Genomic DNA, 13,765 nt, shown 5'->3' on the forward strand with positions numbered 1-13,765 from the left:
CGCAGTTCATAGCCCCGCAATACCCGAGCCCGCACTTGTTGGATTGAGGCGGAATTTTACTGCGGCTTGATCCCGGGAATATTCGAGCAAACCTGATTGATACAGTAGCCGATGCAGGTATTGGTCTTATTTTTCTCTGGCATCGCAGGCATGACCGTTATATCAGGCATTCATGCCGGGGTTTTGCTGTGAGCGGCTATATAGTCTAGCCACAGCAACCTCTCAGAAAACTCTTACAAGAACAATAGCAAATGCCCATATAGCATTTAAAAGCCAAACAACGAACATACACACCCAAGCAGCTACCGCACAGTATCTCTTAAAAGAGAAACTGTGATGTCAACCAGGAATTCAAGGCGACATAACCTCCACCCAACAAGAGTAACAGAATTTAACAGCAAAACAGGAACACCTCATATATTGCACTATCCACACACTTAACTAAACGACATGAGAAATAACTGCATGCGAATTAAAATCATCGCTCTTACACTGCTGACAGGTTCCTCTATTGCAAGCATCGCTAATGCTGCGGACGGAACAATCAACTTTACGGGCACTATTCTCAGCGCGGCATGCACAGTGACGCCAGCGACTGGCACTCAGACAGTCCCACTTAATTCTGTCACCACGAGCAGCTTGAGCACCGCCGGTGTTACTTCGTCACCCACTAAATTCGATATCGTATTGACCAGTTGCCCTTCTACCGTCAGCACGGCCACCGTAAAGTTCGACGGCCCCACAGACAGTGACAACTCAAGCATCCTGAAACTTACGACTGAGCCAGGTGTCGCGACCGGTGTAGGCATCGCACTGTATGAAAAAGATGCCTCAACACAAATTCCGATCGGCACAAGCTCCACCAGCAGCACGCTGTCCACCACCAGTGACACTACCTTTACTTTTTATGCCAAGTACATGGCTACCAAGGCGGTCACTTCAGGTCCGGCTAACGGCAGCACAGACTTCACTATCAACTACAACTAGCCCCCACTCACCGTGCATTGAGTAATTTCAATGCGTACTGACAACCTGTGCCCACCCCTTGCAAGGGGTAGGCACCTTGAGGAAAACCACACAATGCAATGGCTCACGTCCATCTGTATTACTCTAACTCTCGCCAGCCTGACTCATACTGCTTCGGCGGGAGTGGTAATAGGAGGCACTCGAGTTATTTATGACACCGCAAGAAAAGACTCTTCCTTCTCGGTAAGCAATACTGGAACGTCAGAGCCTTATCTGATTCAGTCCTGGGTAGAAAACCTGCACGACAGCAACAAAGCCCCCTTTATCATAACGCCGCCCCTCTTTCGCCTTGACGCAGACCAAGAAAACACCCTGCGCATCATTCATACGGGAGGGCAGTTACCCGCCGATAAAGAGTCGGCATTCTGGGTGAATGTAAAAACAATATCAGCCTCGGAGAAAAGCGATTCCAACCAGTTACAAATTTCGGTCAAAAGTCGAATCAAGGTTTTTTATCGTCCTACTGGTCTCCCTGGTGATGCGACCGAAGCTTACAAGGCATTGACCTTTACTCGCCAGGGCAGGCAGCTAAAAGTTAACAATCCAACGCCGTATCATGTTTCTTTTTTTCACGTCCGCGTGGGAGATAAAGAAATACAAAATGCCGGTATGGTTGCCCCACAAAAAACGCTCAGCTGGGAGATTCCTCCCGACGCGACCGGACCTGTCAGCTGGCAAGCCATCAACGATTATGGCGGAGTTTCCCCCACCGCAAGTGCCGCACTGCAGTAGCCAGGTACTTTGCATACTTTATTGTCCAGGCCACCCTAAACTTCACACAGCCAAGCGATAGCGACTGAGTTTCACTGCAGTTGTATCGAGGTCGTTCGCATGCAAAAAGCCCCTTTCTACCAGGCCCTTAAATTCCAGGTGCGCCAGCGTGCGCCACTCTTGCACTGCACTCACCTGACTTTATTGATCAGCATACCCGCAACATTAGAACTCGCCTTCCAGCCCTCTTCAGCTTTTGCGCAGGAATACTTCAACCCCCACGCTCTGGAAATGGGTGATCCTGGACAAAAGCCCATCGACCTAGAGTACTTCGCCAACCAGGGCGGGCAACTACCAGGTCTATACAGTGTCGATATATATCTAAATGATAATCGGGTAGCCCATCGAGACGTAAACTTTGTGAGTATCGCTGGAACACTTCAACCCGAACTGACCTCACCTCAACTCCAGGAGATGGGGGTCAAGCTGGAAGCTTTCCCGGCCTTGCAGCAACTGCCCTCAACAAGCGCAATCAGTACATTGTCAGACTACATCCCCTATGCCAGCAGCCGGTTCGATTTCAAACTGCAGCGGCTGGATATCAGCATCCCCCAAGCCGCACTCACAAGCCAGGCTCATGGCTACGTGGATCCTCAGCTATGGGATCAAGGCCTTTCGGCTGCACTGTTGAACTATAGTTTCAGCGGCTCCAACACGCTCAATAATAATAGCAATAATCGCTCAAAGACAAACGACAGCTATTATTTAAATTTACGCAGTGGCCTGAACTTGGGCGCGTGGAGGCTGCGTAATTATTCTACGTATAATTCACGTAACGGAAATAACAACTGGCAGAACCTCGACACTTATGCGCAAAAGGATATTCAGTCACTAAAGGGGCAACTGACGTTGGGTGACAGCTCAACGCCCAGTGACGTTTTCAACAGTGTGCTATACCGCGGTATTCAATTAAATTCGGACGACAACATGTACCCTGACAGTCTGAAAGGGTTTGCACCCGTTGTTCGAGGCATTGCCCAGAGTAATGCCCAGGTCACCGTGCGACAAAATGGCTACATTATTTATCAAACCTATGTCTCGGCGGGTGCGTTCACAATCACTGACTTGTATCCCACGTCCTCCAGTGGTGACTTGGAAATTGCAATCACCGAAAGTGATGGCACCGTACGCCTTTCAACTCAATCATTTTCTGCGGTACCTGTAATGCTACGTGAAGGGCGCCTGAAGTATTCAGTGACTGCAGGACAATATCGTTCCAACGCCAGCGCAGCCAGCAAACCAAGTTTTATGCAAAGCACGCTGATTTACGGACTGCCCTATGACTACACCCTCTATGGTGGCTTACTGGCATCTGGAAAATATAATGCAACGACTGTTGGTATTGGCCATACGCTGGAAGGTTGGGGGGCGGTATCTGTGGATGCTACACAGGCACACGCCAAACTACGCAACGGGTCCAGCCATCAAGGGCAGTCTTACCGCTTCCTCTATTCAAAAACCATTAATACCACTGACACTACCTTTACGTTGGCTGGATATCGCTACTCCACCAGCGGCTACTACGATTTTCAGGAAGCCAACGAAATTGACCCCGACAACTTCAATAATTGGCGCGGAACCAGCACTAAACGCAGCAAGACGCAGCTCAGCATCAACCAATCTTTTGGAGACAAAGGAAACTTCTATCTTAATGGATACCAACAAAGTTTCTGGCGTCAAAACAAATATGAGCGCAGCCTGACGGCAGGTTATGACCTCAGTTACCGCAGCATCAACTACGGCTTGGCGTATACTTTCACCCAGACACCGCTTGATACTGGACGCAACAACAAAGATCAGCAACTTTCCTTCAAAGTTCAGTTCCCTTTGGGCAAGACACTCCCTAACAGTTGGGCCAGTTACAATTTCAACGCCAGCAAGCAAGGCAGCAGCGCTCATGACGTAGGCCTGAGCGGCACCGCACTGGCAGACAACAACCTGAGCTACAGTATTCAACAGCGGTACGCAAACCAAGGTGTCGGCAGTAGCGGTAATGCCAACGCAAACTACAAAGGCACTTATGGAGAAGCCAGGATTGGTTATAACTACGACACCCGATCACAGCAAGTCAATTACAACTTGCAAGGCGGTATTGTAGCCCACCCTTATGGTGTCACGCTTTCACAACAACATGGTGAAACCATGGCCTTGGTTCGGGCACCTGACGCAGCCGGTGCCAAAGTAAAGAATACTACCGGTGTAAAAACCGACTCGCGTGGTTATGCTGTCGTGCCCTATCTCAGTACATACCGAAAAAACCGGGTAGCGCTTGACACCGCAACACTCACTGACGACGTTGATATTGAGATCAATACCAAAACGGTGATTCCTACCAAAGGTGCGCTTGTATTGGCAGACTTTAAGACTCGTGTTGGCAAGCGTGTATTGATTTCTTTGAGTCACGGCGGCAAGCCCGTACCTTTTGGCGCTACCGCGACACTGCTGGAGAACTCAACTCATTCTAATAATGAGGGCGTTGTCGGCCTGGAGGGCGAGGTATACCTCAGCGGTGTGCCGCAGTCCGGAGCACTGCATGTAAAATGGGGGGATAAATCTGGCCAGCAATGCACGTCACACTTCATCTTGCCTGAGCTGCTTGTAGAGCAAAACGCCACCCCCGCCATCAGCTCCCTTTCAAGCATCTGTCAATAGGCGGAAAACCATGACTCTTGCCAAATATAAAGCCAGTGACCTTATCGTAAAACATAGAGGTCACGCTACTTTCGGATTGTTCATTCTTGCCTTTTCGAACATCGCCACAGCCAGTTGTTCTTTCTATAACGGGGCCACTTCAGAAATAAGAAAAGATATCAATTTTGGTTCTATCATTGTTCAGCGGGACAGTCCTGCTGGCACCGTATTGGCGACAATAAGCACCGGCCCATATCATAGTTCCTATCCCTTTTTCGGGTGCAACACGAGTTGGACATACCGCTGGACAAATGAAATATTTACTGTCCTGAGCCCCCTGGCAAACCGAATATACAACACCAATATTGACGGGGTCGGGATAAGTACAAATAATGAATCAAACACTTACATCGTACCGTACGACGAACCCCTAGGCGCCAACAATTATATTTCAATCCCCCGCGGTATGCGTGTAAGACTTATCAAAACAAAGGCGGGTGCCGTAGGAGCAGGAACTCTTACCACCGGAAGAATTGCCAGAGCGTCCATTGTTGGAAACTTCTATACCGCCAACATCACATTAGTGGGCGTTAATACTATTGTTCCCGTTGCCTGCTCCGTCACCAGCGCTTCCATCAACGTTCCGATGGGCGATGGAATACCGATGAGCACTTTTACTGGGCCCGGTAGCGTCGCCGCCGAAACACCATTCGCCATAGAGCTAAATTGCGATGCAAACACTCGTGTACAGGTCAAACTGGACGGCAGCCCCCATGCGTCTGCCGTCGAGGGTGTATTGGCGCTGAACTCCACCCCTTCCGGGACCATGGCCAAGGGCATAGGTTTACAATTACTTCACAACAGTACGCCTGTAAAGCTGGCGACTAATATTACCGTAGGGACCGTCACGAACGACGGCAACTACTCAATCCCACTGACGGCCCGGTATTATCAGACCGGCGCAAGCGTAAGTGGTGGCGTGGCAAACAGCACGGCAACATTTACCCTGACCTACAACTGATACCTTAAGTCGATGGTTGCATCTAGATATCAGGTCAGAACCTTAGTTTTTGAGGGAGAGCCCTGCCTCTAATGAGGCAGGCATTGGTGAATTTCAACATCCTTGGAATTCAAACGGGTGTTTTCTGATTCCCCACAAGATCCAAGCCCGCCCTCTCAAGTCATGCCGTACGGTTTTACTACCAGACCACGCCAAACCCTACGGTATAGCGGGTCTTGTTGAGGGCGTTATCAGAGCCACTCGAGCTGCCAATCAGGTCTTTCTCGGCCTTTAGATTCAGCGATGCCCATTCCGTGACCTTGTAACGCAAGCCGATTTCGGAATCGAGACTGTAGTCCGACTCCCCTTCCAGCGACTTGCCCAATTCACCATTGGTGAAAAACGAGACTGTTTTGCCCATCAGGTAACGGTTGTAATCCCACTTCATGGCCAGCGAGTAGAAGTTGTCTTTCTTACCGTCAGAGTATTCGTAATCAGTGCGATTGAGCAGTGAGCCCAGCGAGAATGCGCCCAATTCGTCATCCCAGAACTGGTAGCCGGGGCCGGTACCGACTGTACGCTGACGGGAAATGTCTTCCACCCGGTCGCGGTTATAGGTCAAACGACCTTGCCAGTACCACTTGTCGCTGATGAAGTAATCCAGCGCGTACTCAGCAGTCCAGTTATCCGTGGTTACCACATCGTTCTGAAACTCGCGGTTGTACTCACCCTCTGCGTGATGACGCCAGGCGCCGTGGCGGGCAGTGGTCTTGAAATCGAGATCGTAGTCGTCGGTATCCTTGTCCGCCCGTTTGTAGTCCATCGCCACATCAACATTGCCTTTCCAGACCATGTCTTCGACCAGCGGTTTGGGCTTGATGAGTTGCTGGATACTGGCCAGAGCTACGGTTTTCGGTGCTTCACCGTTGACCAGGGTTACGCTGCCGTCTTCGGCCGCCTGCAATGACTTGGCCTTTTCACCGGTCCAGGCATCCTGCTTGACCAGCAATTCCTGATCACTTTCCAGGGTCTTGACCTGCTTCCAGTCAATGGGCACGGCCCCCGCATACTCGGTCTGAATCAGTAATTTGCCGCCATCAAAGACTTTGATCTTGCCGCTCAGGCGGTCGCCGTTTTTCAACCACACCGTATCGGCAAACACGGGCGCAGCAAGGCACATGACAACAAGGCATAACAGGGTTCTGGACAACATAAGCGGATGCGAAACTCAGAAAAACGGAAGAATGCCGGCATTATCCGGATGGATACGCCCTTGAGGAAGAAAGACCGACTCATTGTGCCGGAGTTCATTCTATAGTTCTGTAACAACCCCCATCTTGACCAGAAGTGTCCCTTGAATACACTGCCAGACATTCTTCAAACTCCCGCCGAGATTCGGCGCACGGCGCTGTATTCAACCTTGATGATGGTGCCTGCAGGTTACGTGGTTACTTACGGGCAACTCGCCGAAGCGGCGGGTCTGGGTCGCGCAGCGCGCTGGGTTGGGCGAACGCTCAGCCAGCTCCCCGACGATACACGCCTGCCGTGGCACCGGGTGCTCGCCGCCGGTGGTCGTATCAGTCTGCCTGCAGGTAGCCCGTCTGGTGATGAACAGCGCGCGCGTTTGCGGGCAGAAGGCTTGAGCATCATGAATAATCGCGTGGATATGCGACGCCATGGCTGGCGCCAGATAGAGCACTGCGGTTAGAGTGCGCCCTTTGTTTCCGCAACCAGAGGCAGACTCCAGTCCATGCCCCGTAAAACCTGGCGCGAAGCGCTAGCTGCGTATTCCAGCCCCTCGACCCTAGTGCTGTTGCTGCTCGGTTTTGCCGCCGGCTTGCCGTACATGCTGGTGTTTTCAACCCTTTCCGTCTGGTTGCGCGAAGCCGGTGTGGCCCGCGAAACCATTGGCTATGCCAGCCTGATCGGGCTGGCATACGCCTTCAAATGGGTGTGGTCGCCGCTGCTGGACCAATGGCGCCTGCCATTACTCGGCAAACTTGGCCGGCGTCGCTCATGGCTGGTGCTGTCACAGTCACTGGTTATCCTGGGCCTGATCGGCATGGGCTTTTGTGACCCGCAAAAACATCTGTCCTGGCTGATTGCCATTGCGGTTGTAGTGTCTTTCGCTTCGGCGACCCAGGACATTGCCGTCGATGCCTATCGCCTGGAAATCGCCGAAGACAACCGGCAGGCCGCGCTCGCCGCCAGTTACATGTCCGGTTATCGCGTAGCGGCCCTGCTGGCCACGGCGGGCGCCCTGTTCTTTGCCGAAGGCTTCGGTTCGACGGGCTTCAACTACAAACATTCGGCCTGGACCGGCACCTACGTGCTGTTCGGCCTGCTGATGGTCCCCGCACTGCTCACCACCCTGTTTATGCGCGAACCGCCGGTACCGTTGCGCACCCAGCTGTCGGCCGGGCGCTACAGCTTTGGCCATCAGCTGGCGTCAGTTTTTGTACTGATCGTACTGCTGGTATCTGTCCCGGCCATGTTCACCCAGCTCTACAACACCGATTTTGCTGGCGTGTTGTTTGAAGGGGTCAGCCCGCTGAACCTGATACTGGAAGACCGGGCGTTTCTACGCGCCATCCTGTACACCCTGCTCACCGTGTTGTGCCTTTCATCCATCGGACGACGCGGCCTGGCTCCGGTTCTGACCCCGGTTAATGACTTTATCGTTCGGTATCGCTGGCAAGCCCTGCTACTGCTGGGGTTGATTGCCACTTACCGCATGTCGGACACGGTCATGGGCGTAATGGCCAACGTGTTCTATATCGACCAGGGTTTCACCAAGGATCAGATTGCCGGTGTCAGCAAGATTTTCGGCCTGATCATGACCCTTGTCGGTGCGGGCATGGGCGGCTTGTTGATCGTGCGTTTCGGCATTTTGCCAATTCTGTTGATCGGTGGTGCAGCATCGGCAGGCACCAACCTGCTGTTCATGTTGCTGGCCGATATGGGCCCGAACCTGCAGATGCTGATTGTCACCATTTCCCTCGACAACTTCAGCTCCGGCCTCGCCACCTCAGCATTCGTAGCCTACCTGTCCAGTCTGACCAACCTCAAATTCTCCGCCACCCAGTACGCCCTGCTCAGCTCGATCATGCTGCTGCTACCGCGCTTGATGGGCGGTTACTCGGGGGTCATGGTCGAGAAGTTCGGTTATCACAACTTCTTTATCATTACCGCGGTGATGGGCATCCCGACGCTGCTGCTGATTGCCTTGCACTGGTATCAGGAGAGCCGCCGGGCCCGGCAAAAGCCCGTTGTCGACCTGGAAAAGGCCCAATAAACACGAGGGGGAGCACACCTCCCCCGCCCGCCCTGTACGCAGGCAGATCTCGCCCGTACAATGCCGAGTCATTTCTAGTCATCAGCAACGGCACCGGCTAACCATGCGCACCAGTCAATATTTGCTCGCCACACAGAAAGAAACGCCTTCAGATGCGGTCGTTATCAGCCATCAGCTGATGCTGCGCGCAGGCATGATTCGCAAACTTGCTTCGGGCCTCTACACCTGGCTGCCCATGGGCCTGCGGATCATGCGCAAGGCCGAAGCCATTGTTCGCGAAGAAATGAACGCTGCAGGCGCTCTGGAAGTGCTGATGCCGAGTATCCAGCCAGCTGAGTTGTGGCAGGAGTCCGGCCGTTGGGAAGAGTACGGCCCTGAACTGTTGCGCCTTAAAGACCGCCACGGTCGCGAGTTCTGCGTGGGCCCGACCCACGAAGAAGTGATCACCGACCTGTGCCGCAACGAGTTGAACAGCTACAAACAGCTGCCAATCAACCTGTACCAGATCCAGACCAAATTCCGTGACGAAATCCGCCCGCGCTTCGGCTTGATGCGCGGCCGCGAATTCATCATGAAGGACGCCTACTCCTTCCACGCAGACACCGCTTCGCTGCAGGTCACCTATGACCGTATGCACCAGGCCTACTGCAACGTGTTCACCCGCCTGGGCCTGAACTTCCGCCCAGTTGAAGCCGACAACGGCTCCATCGGCGGTGCCGGCTCCCACGAGTTCCACGTTCTGGCTGAATCCGGCGAAGACGATATCGTGTTCAGCAATGGTTCCGACTACGCGGCCAACATCGAAAAAGCCGAAGCCGTACCCGCCGAAACTTCGCGCCCTGCTGCCACCCAGGAGCTGCGCCTGGTCGACACACCGGATGCCAAGACCATCGCGCAATTGGTTGATGGCTATGACCTGCCAATCGAGAAAACCGTCAAGACCCTGATCGTTCACGCCGCCGAAGCTGGCAAACTGATCGCTCTGGTGATCCGTGGCGATCACGAACTCAACGAAATCAAGGCTGCCAACCATCCGCTGGTGCACAGCCCGCTGGTCATGGCCTCGGATGCCGAACTGCGTGACGCCATCGGCGCCGGCGCTGGCTCTCTGGGCCCGCTGAACCTGCCACTGCCATGCATCATTGATCGCTCGGTCGAGCTGATGAGCGACTTCGGTGTGGGTGCCAATATCGACGACAAACACTATTTCGGCGTGAACTGGGAGCGCGACCTGCCAGTACCGACCGTTGCCGACCTGCGCAACGTGGTGGCCGGCGACCCTAGCCCGGACGGCAAAGGCACGCTGGAAATCAAGCGCGGTATCGAAGTGGGTCACATCTTCCAGCTGGGCACCAAGTACAGCGAAGCCATGAAGTGCCAGGTACTGGGCGAAAACGGCAAGCCGGTCACCCTGGCCATGGGCTGCTACGGCATTGGTGTTTCCCGCGTGGTTGCCGCAGCCATCGAGCAGAACAACGACGAGCGTGGCATTATCTGGAGCGATGCCCTGGCCCCGTTCCAGGTTGCCCTGGTACCGCTGCGCTACGAAACCGAAGCCGTACGTGAAGCTACCGACACGCTCTATGCCGAACTGACTGCAGCTGGCTTTGAAGTGCTGCTGGACGATCGCGACAAGAAAACCAGCCCCGGCATCAAGTTCGCAGACATGGAACTGATCGGCATCCCGCACCGGATCGTGGTCAGCGACCGTGGCCTGGCTGAAGGCAATCTGGAATACAAGAGCCGCACCGAAGCAGAGCCGCAAGCCCTGCCCGTTGCTGATGTGCTTGCCTTCCTTCAGGCCCGTATCGCTCGCTGAAACCAGATAGAGACGCCATGTTCACTCGAAACACCTTGACCCTCGGGGGCGCCGCCATGTGCGGCGCCCTGCTGCTGAGCGGCTGTGCCAATCACATGTCGCAACGCAGCGAGCACGAGGAACGCATCGAGCGCAAACTGCTCGCCCACAGCCTGCAGATCGATGTCGGCTCGCCAACTGTGCTTGAGCTGCCGCAACGTCGTGTGCGCATCAATGAACAGAAGACCTTCGAGGTCACCGAGTTCGATGTCACACGTCATTACGACCGCTACACCCCATACCAACCCTGGCGCGAAGTCTACGAGATTCCGCTGGGCGCGGTGGCTATTGTCGCCGGGGTAGGTGCCAATGTGCTTAATGTGTTCATGTTCGGGCAACTGCCTGACAGCGTGACCAAAGACTGGATCAACTACGGCTTTGCAGGGGTAAACCCGGCGATGAACGTGCAGTCCCATGGCCGCGCCGAGCAGAACCTGGCGGGGATTGATGATGTTCAGCGTGACAAGCGCCTGGAATATTCAAGCCTGCCCTGGGCCGAACGCCCGGTGGTGATCAAGGCTGGCAAACAGACCCACGAGCTGACCACAGACCGCAATGGCGTGCTGCGCCTCAACCTGCTGGACAGCCCTTTTGCCGAACAGGATCTCAATCACGTCGGCAAGCTGACCATCATGGTGGAAGACGCCCAGGACGAAACCCATTCCGATTCGACCCTGTCGATCAGCAGTCACCTGCGTGGCAAGCTGCTCGAAGCACATAACCTGATCTACGACGACCTGGAGGGTGACGACGTCAACCAATGGGTACATCGGGTCAAACGCCTGTCGGAACTGGGGCTGGAAGAAGAAGCCAGCGAACTGGAACAAAGCCTGATCGAACTCACGCGCAACGATCCTGAGCTGCAACGTGAATTTCTTCAATCCTTGACCAAAAATGCCGGGAGACTGGTAGCGGATCCCGGCGTCAGTTGACGCAACTCTGACATGTGGGAGCGGGCTTGCTCGCGATGATATCGCTGCGGTTTTCCTGACAGACCGCACGCCAGCATCGCGAGCAAGCCCGCTCCCCCAACCAGCAAACCAGCCTACCCCTTGAACAGCTCCAGCTGCTCAAAACCACTGTTCAAATCATGCAAACGCACGCCCAGCCCGAGCAATCGCACGGGCCTGGCACCGCGCGCAAACGCCTGGCTCAACAACCCCTGATAACTCTCAAGGTCGCGCCCGGCACCGGACTGCTCCAGCGTGGTCTGGGTAAAGTCATGGAACTTCACTTTGACAAACGGCTTGCCGGGGCGATAACTGCTGTCGATACGGCCAATACGCCGGTTCAGGGTCTCTAGCAACTCCGGGAGTTTCTCCAGGCAAGAGGCCAGATCTGGCAGGTCAGTATCGTAAGTGTTTTCCACGCTGACTGACTGACGCCGACTGTCACTTTGCACCGGACGCTCATCAATCCCCTGCGCCAACCCCCACAACCGCTCACCAAAACTGCCGAATTCCCGCACCAGAGCCAGTTTGTTCCAATCACGCAGTTGCAGGCAGGTTTCGATACCCAGGCGCCCAAGCTTGTCCGCCGTGACTTTGCCCACGCCATGCAGCTTATTGACCGGCAAGGCAGACACGAAATCATCAACCTGATCAGGGGTGATCACGAACAAGCCGTTGGGCTTGCGCCAGTCACTGGCAATTTTGGCCAGAAACTTGTTGGGGGCTACCCCGGCCGACACCGTGATATGCAACTGATTGGAAACGCGCCGGCGGATGTCCTGAGCTATGCGCGTGGCACTGCCGGCAAAATGCGGGCTGTCGGATACATCCAGATAGGCTTCATCCAGAGACAGCGGCTCAATCAGCTCGGTGTAGTCGCGCAAGATGCCGTGAATCTCTCTGGACGCTTCTTTATAAGCATCCATCCTGCCGTTGACGATAACCAGGTCCGGGCACAGCTTGAGCGCATGCCGGGACGCCATTGCCGAGCGCACGCCATAAGCCCGAGCTTCATAATTACAGGTCGAGATGACCCCGCGCCGATCAGCCGAGCCCCCGACAGCCATCGGCTTGTTTGCCAGGCTCGGGTCATCACGCATCTCAATAGCGGCATAGAAACAGTCACAGTCGACGTGGATGATTTTGCGCTGCGTCATGTAAGGCGGTGTTCTTCAAGGAGGTAGGCAATACTCGGCGCAAGTATGTCACCGCGAACTGTATATAGCACCAGTAGTCTTGATTCTCCCCGACAGACGCGGGAAAAATCGCAGCTGAATTGTTTTTTTCAATCGAATCTCTACCCTCAATAGAGCTACACCCCATACGGAACAGGGCCTGCAGGTCTTTTTATAGCTGTATTTTCTAGCTAAGCAATTGACGCATAACGAATTTTTCTAAATTAACATTTGACAGCCCAGCGTATCGCTGTAGAATCCACCCCACAGACGCGGGATGGAGCAGTCTGGTAGCTCGTCGGGCTCATAACCCGAAGGTCGTCGGTTCAAATCCGGCTCCCGCAACCAAACATCGAAAAAGGCTACTCGAAAGAGTGGCCTTTTTTGTGCGCGTGTGTTTTGTGCTGCCACCCACCCCGTAGCAGCTGCTACGGACCGAACTGCCCATATCCAAAATCAATGCCAGCTTTGATCTTATTTAACTCATTTATACATTAAAGGTTGACTCCCCCGCCCATCACTGTAAAGTGCGCCCCACAGACGCGGGATGGAGCAGTCTGGTAGCTCGTCGGGCTCATAACCCGAAGGTCGTCGGTTCAAATCCGGCTCCCGCAACCAAACATTAAAAGGCTGCTCGAAAGAGTGGCCTTTTTTGTGCCCGGGTGTTTTTACCCTCCTCCTGCCAAATGCAGAGAATGGATTAAAACCGGGTATTTCAAGCGGTTACGTGATTTAAGGGTTGACACCTTAACGATTCGCTGTAGAATCCACCACACAGACGCGGGATGGAGCAGTCTGGTAGCTCGTCGGGCTCATAACCCGAAGGTCGTCGGTTCAAATCCGGCTCCCGCAACCAAACATCAAAAAAGGCTACTCGAAAGAGTGGCCTTTTTTGTGCGCGCTCGAAAAGTCAGGGGCAAGCGTTTATTGACATTAAACGTCATATTTCTGAAAGTCCGTTCATCTATGCTGTCCGCCAACAATTACCCTTTTTTCTCAGACCAATCCTGAACCTCAGGCAAACGGCTGAACACATTTAGAAATATTTTGACCAAAAGG

Annotated in this window: 10 protein-coding genes and 3 tRNA genes; 11 read left to right on the forward strand and 2 right to left on the reverse strand. The window is 54.0% G+C overall.

Features of this window, described 5'->3' with window-relative positions; all coding sequences use genetic code 11:
• The first annotated feature begins 465 nt into the window (after nt 1-465).
• The 4 genes from EQV96_RS10750 to EQV96_RS10765 all read left to right on the forward strand — a co-directional run bounded on the left by EQV96_RS10750 (nt 466) and on the right by EQV96_RS10765 (nt 5,449).
• A complete protein-coding gene (locus EQV96_RS10750) occupies nt 466-987 on the forward strand; it encodes a fimbrial protein (protein ID WP_095019395.1) in 522 nt (173 codons plus the stop codon).
• Between the two features lie 93 nt (nt 988-1,080).
• Nucleotides 1,081-1,758 carry a molecular chaperone gene (locus EQV96_RS10755; protein ID WP_095003365.1) on the forward strand — a complete coding sequence of 226 codons (678 nt, stop codon included), beginning with the start codon at nt 1,081-1,083 and terminating at the stop codon, nt 1,756-1,758.
• Between the two features lie 99 nt (nt 1,759-1,857).
• Nucleotides 1,858-4,449 carry a fimbria/pilus outer membrane usher protein gene (locus EQV96_RS10760; RefSeq protein ID WP_095025561.1) on the forward strand — a complete coding sequence of 864 codons (2,592 nt, stop codon included), beginning with the start codon at nt 1,858-1,860 and terminating at the stop codon, nt 4,447-4,449.
• A gap of 10 nt (nt 4,450-4,459) precedes the next feature.
• On the forward strand, nt 4,460-5,449 hold the full coding sequence (locus EQV96_RS10765) for a fimbrial protein (RefSeq protein ID WP_095019393.1): 990 nt from the start codon (nt 4,460-4,462) through the stop codon (nt 5,447-5,449).
• A 178-nt stretch (nt 5,450-5,627) separates the two neighbouring features.
• On the opposite strand, the gene EQV96_RS10770 is transcribed toward EQV96_RS10765, so the two are convergent.
• Nucleotides 5,628-6,641 carry a DUF481 domain-containing protein gene (locus EQV96_RS10770; protein WP_095003350.1) on the reverse strand — a complete coding sequence of 338 codons (1,014 nt, stop codon included), beginning with the start codon at nt 6,639-6,641 and terminating at the stop codon, nt 5,628-5,630.
• 141 nt (nt 6,642-6,782) lie between these two features.
• Here EQV96_RS10770 and EQV96_RS10775 point away from each other — a divergent pair, with 141 nt between their 5' ends.
• The 4 genes from EQV96_RS10775 to EQV96_RS10790 all read left to right on the forward strand — a co-directional run bounded on the left by EQV96_RS10775 (nt 6,783) and on the right by EQV96_RS10790 (nt 11,513).
• Nucleotides 6,783-7,136 carry an MGMT family protein gene (locus EQV96_RS10775; protein ID WP_095003349.1) on the forward strand — a complete coding sequence of 118 codons (354 nt, stop codon included), beginning with the start codon at nt 6,783-6,785 and terminating at the stop codon, nt 7,134-7,136.
• Nucleotides 7,137-7,178: 42 nt separating this feature from the next.
• On the forward strand, nt 7,179-8,723 hold the full coding sequence (locus tag EQV96_RS10780) for an AmpG family muropeptide MFS transporter (RefSeq protein WP_095003348.1): 1,545 nt from the start codon (nt 7,179-7,181) through the stop codon (nt 8,721-8,723).
• Nucleotides 8,724-8,826: 103 nt separating this feature from the next.
• On the forward strand, nt 8,827-10,542 hold the full coding sequence (locus tag EQV96_RS10785; protein ID WP_095003347.1) for a proline--tRNA ligase: 1,716 nt from the start codon (nt 8,827-8,829) through the stop codon (nt 10,540-10,542).
• Nucleotides 10,543-10,559: 17 nt separating this feature from the next.
• Nucleotides 10,560-11,513: a hypothetical protein gene (locus EQV96_RS10790; protein WP_095003346.1), complete on the forward strand. Its 954-nt coding sequence runs from the start codon at nt 10,560-10,562 to the stop codon at nt 11,511-11,513.
• A 113-nt stretch (nt 11,514-11,626) separates the two neighbouring features.
• Here the strand turns inward: EQV96_RS10790 and dinB are convergent, their stop codons facing one another.
• Nucleotides 11,627-12,688: a DNA polymerase IV gene (dinB, locus tag EQV96_RS10795; protein ID WP_095003345.1), complete on the reverse strand. Its 1,062-nt coding sequence runs from the start codon at nt 12,686-12,688 to the stop codon at nt 11,627-11,629.
• 289 nt (nt 12,689-12,977) lie between these two features.
• On the opposite strand from dinB, the gene EQV96_RS10800 reads away from it, so the two are divergent.
• The 3 genes from EQV96_RS10800 (at nt 12,978) to EQV96_RS10810 (ending at nt 13,562) form a co-directional block, all read left to right on the forward strand.
• Nucleotides 12,978-13,054, forward strand: a tRNA-Met gene (locus tag EQV96_RS10800).
• Between the two features lie 193 nt (nt 13,055-13,247).
• A tRNA-Met gene (locus EQV96_RS10805) sits at nt 13,248-13,324 on the forward strand.
• Nucleotides 13,325-13,485: 161 nt separating this feature from the next.
• A tRNA-Met gene (locus EQV96_RS10810) sits at nt 13,486-13,562 on the forward strand.
• Nucleotides 13,563-13,765: the final 203 nt, after the last annotated feature.

Source organism: Pseudomonas sp. TMW22080 (genome assembly GCF_022496745.1).
GTDB lineage: Bacteria > Pseudomonadota > Gammaproteobacteria > Pseudomonadales > Pseudomonadaceae > Aquipseudomonas > Aquipseudomonas bubulae.

What these genes read in the sequence shown, in the direction of transcription:
- dinB (WP_095003345.1), bottom strand. Translation starts at nt 12,688, where the DNA reads ATGACGCAGCGCAAAATCATCCACGTCGACTGTGACTGTTTCTATGCC.
- EQV96_RS10750 (WP_095019395.1), top strand. Translation starts at nt 466, where the DNA reads ATGCGAATTAAAATCATCGCTCTTACACTGCTGACAGGTTCCTCTATT.
- EQV96_RS10785 (WP_095003347.1), top strand. Translation starts at nt 8,827, where the DNA reads ATGCGCACCAGTCAATATTTGCTCGCCACACAGAAAGAAACGCCTTCA.
- EQV96_RS10760 (WP_095025561.1), top strand. Translation starts at nt 1,858, where the DNA reads ATGCAAAAAGCCCCTTTCTACCAGGCCCTTAAATTCCAGGTGCGCCAG.
- EQV96_RS10780 (WP_095003348.1), top strand. Translation starts at nt 7,179, where the DNA reads ATGCCCCGTAAAACCTGGCGCGAAGCGCTAGCTGCGTATTCCAGCCCC.
- EQV96_RS10765 (WP_095019393.1), top strand. Translation starts at nt 4,460, where the DNA reads ATGACTCTTGCCAAATATAAAGCCAGTGACCTTATCGTAAAACATAGA.
- EQV96_RS10755 (WP_095003365.1), top strand. Translation starts at nt 1,081, where the DNA reads ATGCAATGGCTCACGTCCATCTGTATTACTCTAACTCTCGCCAGCCTG.
- EQV96_RS10790 (WP_095003346.1), top strand. Translation starts at nt 10,560, where the DNA reads ATGTTCACTCGAAACACCTTGACCCTCGGGGGCGCCGCCATGTGCGGC.
- EQV96_RS10770 (WP_095003350.1), bottom strand. Translation starts at nt 6,641, where the DNA reads ATGTTGTCCAGAACCCTGTTATGCCTTGTTGTCATGTGCCTTGCTGCG.